Annotated in this window: 12 protein-coding genes; 5 read left to right on the forward strand and 7 right to left on the reverse strand. The window is 56.0% G+C overall.

Going from position 1 to position 13,999, the window contains the following annotated elements; all coding sequences use genetic code 11:
• Nucleotides 1-78 precede the first annotated feature (78 nt).
• The 7 genes from PMI36_RS30865 to PMI36_RS08590 form a co-directional block, all read right to left on the reverse strand.
• Complete coding sequence (locus PMI36_RS30865) at nt 79-402, reverse strand: LysR substrate-binding domain-containing protein (protein ID WP_274517747.1); 324 nt, start codon at nt 400-402, stop codon at nt 79-81.
• A gap of 23 nt (nt 403-425) precedes the next feature.
• A complete protein-coding gene (locus PMI36_RS08615) occupies nt 426-1,445 on the reverse strand; it encodes a Gfo/Idh/MocA family protein (RefSeq protein WP_008073849.1) in 1,020 nt (339 codons plus the stop codon).
• 158 nt (nt 1,446-1,603) lie between these two features.
• A complete protein-coding gene (locus tag PMI36_RS08610; protein WP_202949517.1) occupies nt 1,604-2,530 on the reverse strand; it encodes a shikimate dehydrogenase family protein in 927 nt (308 codons plus the stop codon).
• A gap of 117 nt (nt 2,531-2,647) precedes the next feature.
• Entirely contained in the window at nt 2,648-4,081 is a 1,434-nt protein-coding gene (locus PMI36_RS08605; RefSeq protein ID WP_008073852.1) for an MFS transporter, read from the reverse strand.
• A gap of 421 nt (nt 4,082-4,502) precedes the next feature.
• Nucleotides 4,503-6,083, reverse strand: coding sequence for an aldehyde dehydrogenase (NADP(+)) (locus PMI36_RS08600; RefSeq protein ID WP_008073853.1), 1,581 nt, complete (start codon nt 6,081-6,083; stop codon nt 4,503-4,505).
• A 62-nt stretch (nt 6,084-6,145) separates the two neighbouring features.
• A complete protein-coding gene (locus PMI36_RS08595) occupies nt 6,146-7,693 on the reverse strand; it encodes a UxaA family hydrolase (protein WP_008073854.1) in 1,548 nt (515 codons plus the stop codon).
• A 123-nt stretch (nt 7,694-7,816) separates the two neighbouring features.
• Nucleotides 7,817-8,803 carry a LysR family transcriptional regulator gene (locus tag PMI36_RS08590; protein ID WP_008073855.1) on the reverse strand — a complete coding sequence of 329 codons (987 nt, stop codon included), beginning with the start codon at nt 8,801-8,803 and terminating at the stop codon, nt 7,817-7,819.
• Nucleotides 8,804-8,923: 120 nt separating this feature from the next.
• On the opposite strand from PMI36_RS08590, the gene PMI36_RS08585 reads away from it, so the two are divergent.
• The 5 genes from PMI36_RS08585 to PMI36_RS08565 all read left to right on the forward strand — a co-directional run bounded on the left by PMI36_RS08585 (nt 8,924) and on the right by PMI36_RS08565 (nt 13,608).
• The gene (locus PMI36_RS08585; protein ID WP_008073856.1) at nt 8,924-10,102 is read left to right on the forward strand and encodes a fumarylacetoacetate hydrolase family protein; all 1,179 of its coding nucleotides are present in this window, start codon (nt 8,924-8,926) and stop codon (nt 10,100-10,102) included.
• A 289-nt stretch (nt 10,103-10,391) separates the two neighbouring features.
• Nucleotides 10,392-11,198 (forward strand): IclR family transcriptional regulator, encoded by an 807-nt coding sequence (locus PMI36_RS08580; protein WP_008073857.1) that lies wholly within the window; start codon nt 10,392-10,394, stop codon nt 11,196-11,198.
• Nucleotides 11,195-11,995, forward strand: a complete 801-nt coding sequence (locus tag PMI36_RS08575) for a 2-keto-4-pentenoate hydratase (protein WP_008073858.1) — start codon at nt 11,195-11,197, stop codon at nt 11,993-11,995. The genes PMI36_RS08580 and PMI36_RS08575 overlap by 4 nt, the downstream gene beginning before the upstream one ends.
• Nucleotides 11,996-11,998: 3 nt before the next feature.
• Nucleotides 11,999-12,892, forward strand: coding sequence for a fumarylacetoacetate hydrolase family protein (locus PMI36_RS08570; protein ID WP_008073859.1), 894 nt, complete (start codon nt 11,999-12,001; stop codon nt 12,890-12,892).
• 20 nt (nt 12,893-12,912) lie between these two features.
• Nucleotides 12,913-13,608, forward strand: a complete 696-nt coding sequence (locus PMI36_RS08565) for a DUF4286 family protein (RefSeq protein ID WP_008073860.1) — start codon at nt 12,913-12,915, stop codon at nt 13,606-13,608.
• Nucleotides 13,609-13,999 lie beyond the last annotated feature (391 nt).

Genomic DNA, 13,999 nt, shown 5'->3' on the forward strand with positions numbered 1-13,999 from the left:
GTCTGGTCACCCGCCCAATGCATTTTTTCTGGCGTTAGCTGCATTCAGTCGGCTCCCATGCCGGCGCAGAGCGTGTGGTTAACTGACTGCACAATTAAAGTTCTGCAGGAAAATCGAGTTGTCACTGCGACGCCAGGCGAGTGTCAGCCGGGCGATGGGTGATACATCATTTATCTCTTTGAAAACCACCCCTGCGGCATGCACTTGCTGCATCGAAGCCGGTACAAGCGAAACCCCCAATTCTGCCGCTACCAAATGTACGACAGAGGCAAGTTGTGGAGCGCTTTGTCCCAGGATCGGGTCGACACCAGCATCGCGGCAAGCAGCGATAACGGTGTCGAATAAGGTAGGTCCTACTTCTCTGGGATGGGGGCAAGTCGCAATTGTTGGCTCCGTAGGCACTCGGAGCTGCTCGGCGGCTCAAATCATTCAGGAGTCGGCGTAAGCGTCAAAAGCGTACCTCCTTGCCGAGCTGAAGCGTAGGCCGCGTCCATGACCTGCATGATTGCCTCGGCATCGCGTAATGATGCAATTGGCTTGGCCCCGTTACGGCATTCAGCAAGCACTTGCTTGACGAACAGTGGGTAATAGACGTCTGTGTCCAGTTGTAGTCGGCGGCTTCGAGTGCCGGCCGCGAGGTTCTGTCGATCCCTTATTTCGATTCGGTCGGGACCGGATTTGGCATACATGTGATCGGATGAAAGAGTGAAGGAGAACTCGCGCTGCTCGTCGGCGGTACTGGGGAAACTGTATCCCGTTTCCACAACACCGATCACGCCATCTTCAGTCTGCAGGGTCAATAACGAATAGTCTTCGACGGCACCCCGATGTGTCAGTGAATTCATGATGGCTGAGACTCGCGAGACCTCCTTACCGGTCAATAGTCTGAAGAGATCTATGAAATGCGTAGCCACGTTGATCGTAGATCCGCCTCCTGAAAAAGCGGGATCGATGGCCCAGCCTGAGCCTGCAGTTTCATAGCGAGCGGGCGGACCTACGATGAAGCGGAAAGACATGTAGTTGAAGTCTGCGGCCAAGCGTCCCTCAGCATCTTGCAGAGCGCTAAGCAGTTCACTCATGCGGAAGATCAGTGGCACAGCACAGTAGAGATTGGCTTGCTCGGCCAGCTCACGCAGTCGTGTGACCTGCGCCATGTTGATGCCGCAGGGTTTCTCCAGGGCAAAGGGGATGTTTCGTGCGATCACGGCCTCTGCCAGCGACGGCATTTCCGAATGCCTGCCGAACACGAAAGCAAAATCGACCTCCTCGCGCTCAAGCAACTCATAGGATGAGCTATACAAAGGGCATTTGAATCGCTCGGCAATGGCCTCGCCCTTCACGTGCTCCGAATCCGATACGGCCACCACTTGAACCCCATTGGCCTCAAGAGCATTCAGATACAGTGGGACATGCCAATGGCTGACCTCCAGTAACGCAACTTTCATACGTACTCACTCCTGGCGCGGTACAAGCAGACATTTGGAATGTTCGGGTTGAAAATGATCGCGCTATAGGTTTCAGCGACTTTGGAATCATTCATGGTCTTTCCCTTTATTCGCTTCGATGAAAACGGGTCGTTTTCCCCGTTTTCGCTGAAGCGCTTTTACGTCAAATGGCCGGTATCTCTTGCTGGCGGCAACAATAATTCGGCATCGACTGCTGTTACGTTATCGGGGTGGTAATCGAACCCAAGGAAGCGCAGTGCAAGCAACGCCTGACCTTTGTGCATGGGGCCCCCGTCCTGGGTACGACAACCTCGTTTACGCGCAGCATCGCAAAGCGGTGTCGATTCCGGCGAGTTGATGATGTCCACAACGAGGGTACCGGGCTCGAGCCGCTCGGGGTCCACAGGCATAGGATCATTTTTGCTCATGCCAAGCGGCGTGGCATTGATCACGATTTCATAGCCATGTGGGTCGGGTGGGCCGGAATGCGTGATGCAACCTGTTTCGGCAGCAACGGCTTTCGCCAGATCCTCAGCTCGGTGTTCGTCGACATCGGAGATAGTCAGCGATCGAGCACCCGCCGACGCGACGGCAAATGCGATCGCTCTGCCTGCGCCTCCAGCACCGACCAAAAGAACATTTTTGTTCGCTGGATGGTTGCCTTCCCATTGCATGCCAAGAACACAGCCGAGGCCATCGAATACGGCGCCGACCCAACGTCCGTCTGTCTCGCAACGAATGACGTTGATTGCACCGACTTGACGCGCAGTCGGATGAAGTTCGTCGACAACATCCAGCATCCTTTGCTTATGAGGCATGGTGACCAGGATGCCGGCGAGATTGTTCAGCGCTCTGGCACCCTTCACGAACGCGGACAGGTTATCGGCCTTGACCTCCAATGGAATACAAACCGCGTCTGCCTGCTGTTCTATAAAGAGTCGGTTGAATAATTGCGGAGACTTGGCAGCCGTCAGCGGATGGCCGACCAATCCATAAAGCCGAGTTGTTCCTGTGATATGTGAGGCCATGGTTGCCTGATATTTGATGTTGACGGGAAGAGGCGTCCTGGCGGCTTCTTGGGTCATGCACAGCGTCGATGGCTATGCATTGGCAAGTGCCGACCGCAGGATGCTGCTCTGCCCGTCGGGCCTGTGTGGGTCGCGAAAACCTAATGGTCGCACCAGTGTGATCGTCGAAAGTCGTTACGAGCGCAGTTGGCTAGCCAGATCCTTCGGTGCGTCTGTCTGAGCTGTGCCCTGCATCGCTTCGGCCCGCATACGATCGTATTCTTCTTTGGCAATAGGCACTGCGTTGCGTTTGCCGAGATCTTCAAGGCGAATCCGGTATGTTTCACGTGTAGTGAACGCCGCGATCGCAGCGATAACACAGATACCTAATGTAAGAGAACCGATTTTTAGTGGGATATTCTCGGAGCCGGGGGGCGCTACAGTAACGAAGATTGCCGGGAGAAACGCAGTCATCGCGGTCCCTATGTTCTGTCCGATGGCCATACCGGTCACACGCACCCGCGTACGGAACAATTCGGGAAAGAGGCTCGGGAATACGCCGTTGAAACCCTGATAGGCGACGCCCCACATGAGTACGGAGAGAACCAGCGAAAGCCACAGGTTGTGGACGCTGATAGCGTACAGGTACGCGTACGAGAGCAGTCCTGCGCAGAGAACGCCAATAATGACTGGGGGCCTGCGGCCGATCTTGTCTGAGAGATTACCAACGAAGGGGATCAGGATCACCGCGCACATGTTACCCAGCAGAGGTATCCACAAATAGACGCCTGCAGGGAAACCGATGCCATAGGCCGGTTGAACCGCATAGGTGGCGCCGAATACCGAGGCGACAATGGCGATCACCGCAGCAAGTGCCATGCAGATCACACGCAAGAGATCACCCCAGCTCTGCCGGATGACTTCGACAACTGGCAGAACAGTAGCTTCGCCTTGCTTTTTTTGTTTGGCAAATACAGGTGTCTCGTCGACCTGGCGGCGAATGATATATCCCATGATGACGACAACGACGCTGAGCAGGAACGGAATCCGCCAGCCCCAGGATGCGAACTGATCCGCAGGCATAAAATGAGCGAGAGGCAAGAAAACTGCTGCCGCGAGCAGTTGCCCGGCCTGAACCCCTTGGAGGGTAAAACTCGCGAAGTAACCACGGCGACCGGACGGAGCGTGTTCGAGAATCATGGAGCTGGCGCAGGAGATCTCCCCGGCCACCGCAAAACCCTGAATCAGGCGCAACGTCACAAGCAGCAAGGGCGCCCAGATCCCGATCTGCTGGTACGTTGGCAGCAGCCCGATGCACATCGTCGAGAAGCCCATCAGGAACATGCAGTAAACCAGAACCGTTTTACGGCCGTGGCGATCACCCAAATGCCCTAGGACAACAGCGCCTATCGGCCGGGCGATATAGCCCACACCAAAGCTTGCCAGAGAGGCAATGATGCCGACCGCTGGGTTATCAGACGGAAAAAAGAGCTGTGGAAACAGCAAGGCCGCCGCGGTCGCATAGATAAAGAAGTCGTAATACTCCAGTGCCGAGCCGATCCAGCCGCTAGCTGCGGCTTTCTTTGACTGGCTTTTGGAATGAGCGTCGATCGGTATGCTCTGATTCATAACGTGTCTCCGGTTTCTCAATTGTTGTTATTGTAACGACGTTCCATCAGTAATTCTGTTACCGAAATTGCCGCCTTGTCAAGGGAGAAGTCCCCTTGGGCGATCAAGCGGGACGCTGGTGTTTGTGCGGTGCTGAGTTCATACGTCCGACGTCGTCGCCCAGCCGAGCGAGCACGGCAAAGCCTGCTCGTGCGTTCGGGCGAACAGGGCGCTAGAGGATGAACAGGTTCCCAAGCGTCAAGCTGTCGCCGCTGTTGCTCATACAGAGAGCAATGACCCCAGCGACAGGTTTTAACGTTGTAGATTGCTCTGCAAAATTTTGGCGCGTCAGCAGCACAGAGTGACCTTAAGGCGCATTAGCCCGCGCCTTAAGAGAATCGGAAATCAATTCGTCTGCATGCCGACGTGCACGTTTGCCAACCTACAAGCTATCTCTCGAGAGAGAACCGTCGACGAGCCTCGAAATGTTCAACGGATTTGCGTTCTTTAGAGCATCGGGAAGCAACGCGTCGGGGTAGTTTTGGAAGCAGACTGGCCTCAGGAAGCGATCGATGGCCAAAGTGCCGACCGAGGTGCCGCGACTGTCGGAAGTGGCAGGATAAGGACCGCCGTGCACCATTGAATCGCAGACCTCGACACCCGTTGGGTAGCCATTGATGAGGATGCGGCCAACCTTCATCTCCAGCAAAGCAGTCAACTCTACGAACTGCGTAAGGTCTTCTGGCTCGCCAATCAAGGTTGCGGTCAATTGTCCGTGAAGGGCATCGATGGCAGCGTTGAGTTGCGCCTGGTCAGCGACCTCGATGAAGATGGACGTGGGGCCGAAGATTTCCTCTTGAAGAACTTTATCGCCGTTAAGCAACAACTCTACGTCGGCCTTGAACAACTGTGGCTGGGCCTGGTGACCCTGTTGGTTGCTGCCAGCCAGGTGCGCGATGCCGGGGTGCGCGTGCAAGTTCTGCAAGCCAGCCGCATAGCTACGCAGGGTGCCTGCGTTGAGCATTGTTTGTGCAGGTCGGTCGCTGATCAACGCGGCCACGCTATTCTGAAAGGCACTGAATGCAGCCGAGCGAATGCCAACGACTAGTCCGGGATTGGTGCAGAACTGCCCACAACCTTGAACCACCGAGGCGGCAAGATCGTGAGCGATACTGTCGGCTCGACGCGAGAGTGCCTCGGGCAGGATCACTACCGGGTTGATGCTCGACATCTCGGCGAAGACTGGGATGGGCTCGGGGCGAGCGGCGGCCATGTCGCACAATGCTCGACCACCTTTGAGCGAACCGGTAAAACCAACTCCCTTGATGAGCGGGTGTTTTACCAAGGCTTCGCCTACGCCACTGCCATAAATCATGTTGAAGACACCGGCGGGCATGCCGCTGCGCTCGGCAGCCCGGATGATCGCGTTGGCGACCTGTTCTGCAGTGGCCATGTGGCCGCTGTGGGCTTTGAATACTACCGGACAACCCGCCGCGAGGGCCGAGGCGGTATCGCCGCCGGCCGTGGAGAAGGCCAACGGAAAATTACTGGCACCAAACACAGCAACCGGACCGATTGCGGTGCGGTACTGGCGAAGGTCAGGGCGTGGCAACGGCTTGCGAAGTGGTAACGCTTGGTCGATGCGAGCTCCATAGAAGTCACCACGGCGCAGTACGTTTGCAAACAGGCGCATTTGACCACTGGTTCGTGCGCGTTCGCCCTGGATGCGAGCTACAGGCAATGCTGTTTCACAGCAAACCAGTGCAATAAACTCATCGTCCAAAGCCTCTAGCTCTTCAGCAATGGCATCGAGAAATTCAGCCCGTTTGCTCGCGCTCAGGCTGCGGTAGCTGGAAAAGGCGTTGTTGGCTGCATGGGCAGCGTCCTCGATTTCTTGCGGGGTCGCTTGGTGAAAGGCATAGGGTAAGGTCTCCCCCGTGCCGGCATCCACACTCTTGACGATGATACTGCCGGCGGCGCTGCGCTGACCGCCGATAAAATTCTGGCCGGTAATGAGGGACATGGTTGTCTCCAGATTGGATGTGCAAGAGATAAGGCTGGGCAAGGCGTTCCCAGGACTGAAAATCAGGTGACGGCGCCGATCTGCCACGGCACGAACTCATTTTGTCCGTATCCGTGTTGTTCGCTCATGCTGCGTTCGCCCGAGGCAATGCGCAGCATGGTTTCAAAGATCGCTGCACCGCACGCCTCGATGGTCAAAGTGTCTTCGGCTATTTCGCCGCAGTTGATGTCCATGTCTTCTCGTTGACGAGCCCATAAGGCGCTATTGGTCGCCAGCTTGATTGATGGGGCAGGGGCACAGCCATAGGCCGATCCGCGACCGGTGGTAAACGCAATCAGGTTCGCACCACCGGCGACCTGACCGGTTGCGGAGACTGGGTCATAGCCAGGGGTGTCCATAAAAACCAGCCCGTTGGCCGTGACGGTCTGGGCGTATTCGTAGACATCCATCAGGTTGCTCGAACCAGCCTTTGCTACAGCGCCCAGCGACTTTTCCAGAATGGTGGTCAAGCCACCTGCCTTGTTGCCGGCAGAGGGGTTATTGTTCAACTCGGCCCCCATACGCTCGCAGTAGCGTTCCCACCAATGAATTCGAGCGATAAGTTTTTCGCCAACCTCACGGCTGACAGCCCGCCGTGTCAGCAAGTGTTCGGCACCGTATATTTCTGGAGTTTCGGAAAGAATCGCGGTACCGCCGCAGGCGACCAGGCGATCCACTGCATTACCCAACGCTGGGTTGGCAGTAATACCGGAGTAGCCATCCGAGCCGCCGCACTGAAGCCCAACGATCAGATGGCGAGCACTGACCGATTCACGCTGAATCCGATTGGCCTCGCCAAGCAATTCCTTCACATGGCCAATGCCACTGGTGATGGCCTTGGACGTACCGCCACTGTCCTGAATGTTGAACGTGCGCAGCGTATTACTACGGGTGAGTCCTTGTGTCGTGAGTAATGAGTCGATTTGGTTCGTTTCGCAGCCCAACCCGATCACCAACACGGCCGCAAAATTGGCGTGGGTCGCATAGCCGGCCAATGTCCGGCGCAACATGCTCAAACCGTCGCCTGCAGGATCAACGGCGCAGCCGGCGGAATGCGTGAGAGCGACAACACCGTCGACGTTTGGAAACGCTTGCAGTGCGGCGGGATTGATGTCCCGACGAAAATGGTCTGCGATGGCCCGGGCGACTGTGGCAGAGCAATTCACTGATGTAAGAATGCCGATGTAGTTGCGCGTCGCGACGCGTCCATCCGGGCGTACGATACCCATGAATGAGGGGGCTTCACTCGGCTTGACGTTGGGCTTCGCATCGACGCTAAAAGCATAATCTCGAGTGAATTCCCCCATCGCCAGGTTGTGCACATGGATGTGCTCGCCTGCTTCTATGTCGACAACAGCAAAACCAATGATTTGCCCATAGCGCCTCACCGGTTGACCGGCTTCGATACGCCGGGAGGCAACTTTATGGCCCGGGACGATCGCTTGCCGGATGGTCACGCCTTCTGGCTCAAGGATTTCCCCGGCGAGTAGCGGTCGGCGTGCAATCAGCACATCGTCCAGCGGGTTCAAGCGCAGCACAGCTGCTGCGCCGGTTTTCATGATCAGTTCCATCGCATCCTCACGGGCTGCTGGGTGGTGCGCGGTCGCTAATAGCGTCGCACTTTTGTGCCGGCACTATAGGATTCATAGAAATGGCTGCCTAATGAGAGCTTTCGATTGCTCGATAACTTTGCCTCATCGACTTTTACTGGGGTCGCTGCAGTGCCTCTTCTCTGTAGCCGTTTGCCGCAGACTGGCGAACTCTAATAAGGTCGCAACAAACATCCGCGTTGGCTCTGACAGGGGCTCATCCTTGCGAGTGATCACACCGTAATCCTGGGACTCAACTTTGAAGGGCGTGTTGAGGATTTTCAGCTGGCCGTTTTGCAGTTGCGACTGGACCATGGACTCGGGGAGCATGGCGAGCATGGGGCCAGACTGAAGTAACTGCAGGAAGGTTTGCATGGAAATCGTCTCCACTGTGTTGGTTGGCGGGACGATCTTGAACAGCGTGAAAGCGCGCTCCATGCGTTGTCGGATCGGCGTATTAAAGGGATACATGACCCATGGCCATTCGCTGAGTGCTTCAGTGGGGACCTCCTCGAGTCGGCACAAGGGATGTGTGCTGTTCGCGACAAGACAAAAGGGTTCAGGTCCCAGCGATGTAAATTCGAAAGGCTGACAATCCTCATTCGTGAAGCGCGCGATGATCAAATCGAGTTTTTTTTGTTCGAGCATTTCCAGCAGTTGGTTACTGGTTTGTTCGATCACCTCAATAGAAAGTAGGGGGCGATCGCGTTTTATGCTGGCGATCGCTTCAGGCAGCACCACTGATGTTGCTGCGAAAATGGTGCCGATTTTTAAATGGCCATGCCCGCCTTTTCGCAGCTTGTTGACTTGGTCGACGAACGATTCCGCGTCTTCCAAGGTAATACGCGCATAACGGGCCACGAACTCTCCTAGTTCAGTAAGGACCAGGTTGCGCGTTTGACGCTCAAACAGTGGGAAACCCAGGAGTACTTCCAGATCGCGAAGCAATTTACTGATGGCCGGTTGCGTAACATTCATCTGTTCTGCGGTCGTGTGCATATTGCGGGTCTTGGCCAAGCTATTGACCAGTACCAAATGTTTGATCTTCAGCCATCGGGTGACACTGCCAAAAGTAATTTGATCGTTTTCCATCGGATAAGGCCTTGTCTGTCGATAACGAAACAGCATTGATTAGTGAGATTCTTTCATTGGGATTTACGGGGGCGGTCCATTACTTTTACGGCTCTGATGGCTGACTGATCTGGAAGCTCTATGTCGAATCTGAAACTGACGCGCGAAAACACCCTGCCAGTGGATGGCCTGGCCGGAACGCTGATCGGCCGCGCCTGGATTCCGGGTGCGATTGCAGGCCCCTCGCCGGTGCTGCTGCGTGAGGACGGTGTGTTTGACCTTTCTGAAGTCTTTTCGACAATAAGCGAACTGCTGGAACACGCCTCGCCGCTGTTGGCTGTTCGTCAGGCGCCTGGCAGGTACATCGGGACCGTCGAGGAGCTGCTTTGGAACACCGGCAACCATTCCGATCCCGGCAAGGCATCTCTGTTGCCCCCAGCGGATTTGCAAGTCATCAAGGCGGCTGGGGTGACCTTCGCGTCCAGCATGATTGAGCGGGTAATCGAGGAGCAGGCCCGAGGTGATGCTGCCAAAGCTGAAAGTGTTCGCCGCTTGGTGCAAGAAGCGATAGGCGATAACTTGCGGGCAATCAAACCGGGCTCGCCAGAAGCGATGCGCCTTAAAGCTGTGCTGATCAAGCAGGGCATGTGGTCGCAATACCTGGAGGTCGGTATCGGCCCGGACGCGGAGATCTTCACGAAGGCACCGGTTCTGGCCGCAGTGGGCAGTGGCTGCGAAATCGGAATTCATCACAAGTCTGAATGGAACAATCCAGAGCCGGAAATCGTGCTCGCGGTAAACAGTCGAGGCCAAGTGCATGGCGTCACCTTGGGCAATGACGTCAATTTGCGTGATTTTGAAGGCCGCAGCGCACTGCTGTTGAGCAAGGCCAAGGACAACAATGCGTCCTGTGCGATCGGCCCGTTCATTCGTCTGTTCGATGAAACGTTTACCCTCGATGACGTGCGCAACTGCGTCGTGGATTTGCAAGTTCAGGGCGACGACGGCTTCATCCTTAAAGGCAGCAGCTCCATGGCACTGATCAGCCGTGACCCGTTGGATCTCGTGACCCAGACTGTCGGCGGCGACCACCAATACCCTGATGGCTTCATGCTTTTTCTCGGGACCTTGTTTGCGCCTACCCAAGATCGTGAGGCGCCGGGAAGCGGCTTTACGCATAAGCAGGGGGATGAGGTCAGCATAAGTAGCCCGTTGCTGGGCACGCTTCGCAACACAGTCACCTATAGCCACGAGGCTGCGCCCTGGACTTTCGGCTTGCGAGCGATGATGCACAATCTTGCTGCCCGCGGGCTTTTGTAAGTAAGGCAGGGGGGGAGATGCATTGGGCGTTCTTCCGCAAAGATTGAACATACGCAGACGCACGTCTATTGATAAAAGAGCCGAATCCGAAGGGTTCGGTTTTTTATATCCGTCAGGCGTTCCCACATCCTGGAGACCCGGCTGCGTGGCCAGCTCCGTCTCGATAAGGCGAACCAGGTACAAGCAGGTTTGACTTATCGGGTGGCGCCTGCATACTATTGGAACGTCGTTCCAGTACGAACAATGTTGCTCACATTCACCTCATTGTCAAAGATAAGTCGAGAAAAATATGAGAGTCGTCAAAGGTGCTGTTGACCGTTGTCTGGAGGCTATTGAGCTGCTGGCACGTGAAGCTCGCTGGATGCGGATGTCTGATATCGCAGCCGAGCTGGGCTTGGAAAAGGGGCCCGCTCATCGAGTGCTTGCTCAGTTAGTCGAGCAAGGGTGGGCAGAGCAGGATGAAGCCACCTCGCAATACCGCTTGACTCTCAAGCTTGCACTGTTGGGGCAGCGCTATTTACATGGGATTGGCTTGCCTGAATTGGTCCAGCCGATCCTTGAACAAGTGGCTGTTCAGTGTCACGAGTTGGTGCGGCTGACGGTGGTCAACGAGGGCACCTTGTCCTGGCTGTCTTCGGCCCAAGGTGCCGCGCCGGGGCTCATGTATTCGCCGGCCATGGATAAACCGATCAATCTCTACGCCACCGCCAATGGCAAAGCCTGGCTGGCTTCAATGCCTGATGAACTGGCCATTGAGCATGCGCTGCGTAGCGGATTGGGGAAAGCTGAAGCCGGGATGGGGCAGGGGCCGAAAGCGATCAACAGCATCGAAGGTTTGTTGGCCGAGCTGGCGCTGACCCGAAAGCGCGGGTATGGCTTGGTCATTGAGGAAGCCGAGGCTGGTGTTTGGGCGATTGCCGTACCGGTCAAGCTGATTCCGTCCGGTACTGTGGTCGGCACGATGAGTATCGCCGGCCCGGTCTTGCGCATGCAGCCTGAACGTTATGACGAATTGCATGCTCTGCTGGAAGATGCAGCCAACAAGCTGGGTACGGTTTGGCCGCGCCAGAACAGCGTGCATGCGGAGAACGTATGAGTCAGCTCGCACCTGCATGGACCGAGGCGGGGTCAGGGTTGGAAGTCGCCGCTGCCGCTCTGGTCCGTGCACGGCTAGAGGGTGTTCGGCTGGCATCCTTGCCAGGCCCGAACCTGCCAAGCAGCCTCGCACAAGGTTTTGCCATCCAGCAGCATGTGGGGCCATTGGCTGGAAAAACCATGGGGGGGTGGAAGTGTGCGTTACCCCCGGCTGGCAAGTGGATCGTCGCCCCGATCTACAGCGACAGCATTGTAAAAGGCGAACGTTACCGACTGGCCGCCGACGCCGATAAGGCGCGCATCGAACCTGAACTGGCGTGCGTCCTGGCCCATGATTTACCGGCTCGTGTCGAGCCTTATACAACTGAACAGATCGTTGCTGCGATCAGCGACGTGCACTTGGCATTGGAAGTGATCGACTGCCGTTATACCGATCCACACACACTGCCGTTCGAGCAATTGCTCGCGGATGGTCTATTCAATCATGGCCTGGTACTGGGGGCGCCAATCACGCTGTCGAACGCTGCCAGCATGCCCTCCGAACTGGATATCACCCTGAGCGATGCAACGTCGGAGCTTCTGAATATCAAGGGCCGCCATCCGGACGGGGATCCGTTATTGCCGATCGTCTGGCTGGCCAATTTTCTGTCTACACAAGGGATAGGGCTGCAAGCAGGGCAGGTGATTATCACCGGGTCCTATGCAGGTGTTCTCGATGTGCCCGTTAATCAGCCACTGCATGTCCAGTTCGGCGAAGCGGGCTCATTGTCTGTCCATTTCTCAACGCTGGAGGAGTAACAAATGCGCTTAGTTCGTTTTGGTTTACCGGGGCAGGAACAGCCGGGAGTTTTGGATTCGCAAGGGATCGTGCGAGACCTTTCGGGCATTGTCGACGACATCGATGCGTCGGCCCTGAGCCCGACAGTGCTGGAAAAACTGCGTGCTGTTGACGTTGAAAAGCTGCCGGTGGTGGCGCCTGGCACACGTCTTGGTCCATGCGTAGGCAGCGTACCGAACCTGATTTGCATCGGCCTGAACTACTCCGATCACGCGGCTGAAACGAATACACCTATCCCCAGCCAACCGGTGGTCTTCAACAAACACACCGCGTCCATCAGCGGACCCAATGACCCGGTCATTTTACCAACGGGGGCTCAGAAGCTTGATTGGGAAGTCGAACTGGCCATCGTCATTGGTACGCCTGCCTGGCAGATTGATGAGTCGCAGGCCTTGGATCATATTGCCGGTTATTGCCTGGCCAATGATGTTTCCGAGCGGGCTTATCAGCTTGAGTACGAAGGTCAGTGGACCAAGGGAAAAAGCGGTTTTTCTTTCGCACCACTGGGACCTTGGCTGGTCACCCGTGACGAAATTGCCGACCCGCAGGCAATTGACCTCTGGCTCGACGTGAACGGCAAACGTCTCCAGGCCGGTAATACCCGTACGATGATTTTCAGCGTTGCACATATTGTCGCGTACCTCAGTCGCTTCATGCCGCTAATGCCGGGTGACGTCATCATTACCGGTACGCCACCAGGTGTGGGGCTCGGGCAGAAGCCGCCGGTATTCCTCAAGGCGGGTGACACCATGCGTGTCGGTGGCCAAGGCCTGGGTGAACAATTTCAAACCGTGGTTCCGTACGTTGCTGAAATGGGGGCTGCATGGGTCGCCGGTCGCCATCCCAATGTTGACTGACTATCACTAGAGGAAACGCTATGAGCTTTGCTGGAACAGGTGTAGTCGCAATCTGGCACGATCTTTTGCCCGAAGCGCGGGACGAGTTCTATGAGTGGCATAACCGTGAGCACATGCCTGAGCGGGCTGGAATTCCGGGGTTTTTGCGGGGGCGCCGATACATCGCTTTGGATGCAGGGCCGACCTATTTCAACCTCTATGAGGCTGACACTGTGCAGGTGCTGGGAGGGCAGGATTATTTATCGCGTCTCAACACTCCGACGGCATGGACCCAGCAGTCGGTGAAGTCCTATCGCAACGTCGCGCGATCCATTTGCGAGGTCACTTACACGAGCGGTGTGGGGCAGGGCGCGTATTTGTTAACAGTCCGTTTCGATGTTGTCGAAGGGCGACATAAATCGGTTTCAGACGCATTGCGCCAACGCGTGCTTCCTCCCCTTGTTGATACACAGGGTATTACCGGCGTGCATTTGTGTGTGGCTGATGAGGCCGTGAGCAAAGTTGAAACCGCAGAGAAAAAGGCCCGCTCTGAAGGGACCCAGATACCGGCCTGGATCGTCATGATCGAAGGTTGTGCGCCTGACTACGTTCGCGTCGCCGGCGAGTCTTTTGTGGCCGAGCTAAAACGGCTGTTGGAGGGGCAATCGATGGGACCAGAAACCACGCTTTATCAATTGGAATACACACGTTGCAAAACGCCGGGGAGTGCGGGTTGATCGCCGAGCGTTAGAGCACGTTTTAACTTTCAGTCATTGTTATTACGCAATTCCCCACGAGCGTGCCAATACAGGCATTGAGTCAGGCTCGCGTCTGCGCACGCTCGGGTTTTGCTTAAGGTGATATTAACCAATTATCAAGTTGCTCAATAAGGGTTATTACAAGACAGATAAGGGAACTCCGCAGTCGCTCGGAAGTTAGCTCTTCGAGTTGTCTGTGCATGCGTTGTCACGAGCTAAAAATCGCAACAAAAACAATAATAACTCATTGTGAGAAAACATCATGCGCTACCCTGTTATTTCCCGCAGCGTGCCTGCACATCAATCTCTGATCAGTCTGACTCTTGTGGTCTGCGCAGGGTCGTCAGTGGCTGTTCAAGCCGATCAGAGT

The organism is Pseudomonas sp. GM79, assembly GCF_000282495.1.
GTDB lineage: Bacteria > Pseudomonadota > Gammaproteobacteria > Pseudomonadales > Pseudomonadaceae > Aquipseudomonas.

Excerpts from the sequence above, each read along its gene's own strand:
- PMI36_RS08600 (WP_008073853.1), bottom strand. The coding sequence starts at position 6,083 with ATGTCCCTCATTACCGGCCAGAATTTTATCGGCGGTCAGCGCAGCGCC.
- PMI36_RS08615 (WP_008073849.1), bottom strand. The coding sequence starts at position 1,445 with ATGAAAGTTGCGTTACTGGAGGTCAGCCATTGGCATGTCCCACTGTAT.
- PMI36_RS08570 (WP_008073859.1), top strand. The coding sequence starts at position 11,999 with ATGCGCTTAGTTCGTTTTGGTTTACCGGGGCAGGAACAGCCGGGAGTT.
- PMI36_RS08580 (WP_008073857.1), top strand. The coding sequence starts at position 10,392 with ATGAGAGTCGTCAAAGGTGCTGTTGACCGTTGTCTGGAGGCTATTGAG.
- PMI36_RS08605 (WP_008073852.1), bottom strand. The coding sequence starts at position 4,081 with ATGAATCAGAGCATACCGATCGACGCTCATTCCAAAAGCCAGTCAAAG.
- PMI36_RS08565 (WP_008073860.1), top strand. The coding sequence starts at position 12,913 with ATGAGCTTTGCTGGAACAGGTGTAGTCGCAATCTGGCACGATCTTTTG.
- PMI36_RS08590 (WP_008073855.1), bottom strand. The coding sequence starts at position 8,803 with ATGGAAAACGATCAAATTACTTTTGGCAGTGTCACCCGATGGCTGAAG.
- PMI36_RS08595 (WP_008073854.1), bottom strand. The coding sequence starts at position 7,693 with ATGGAACTGATCATGAAAACCGGCGCAGCAGCTGTGCTGCGCTTGAAC.
- PMI36_RS08585 (WP_008073856.1), top strand. The coding sequence starts at position 8,924 with ATGTCGAATCTGAAACTGACGCGCGAAAACACCCTGCCAGTGGATGGC.
- PMI36_RS08610 (WP_202949517.1), bottom strand. The coding sequence starts at position 2,530 with ATGACCCAAGAAGCCGCCAGGACGCCTCTTCCCGTCAACATCAAATAT.
- PMI36_RS08575 (WP_008073858.1), top strand. The coding sequence starts at position 11,195 with ATGAGTCAGCTCGCACCTGCATGGACCGAGGCGGGGTCAGGGTTGGAA.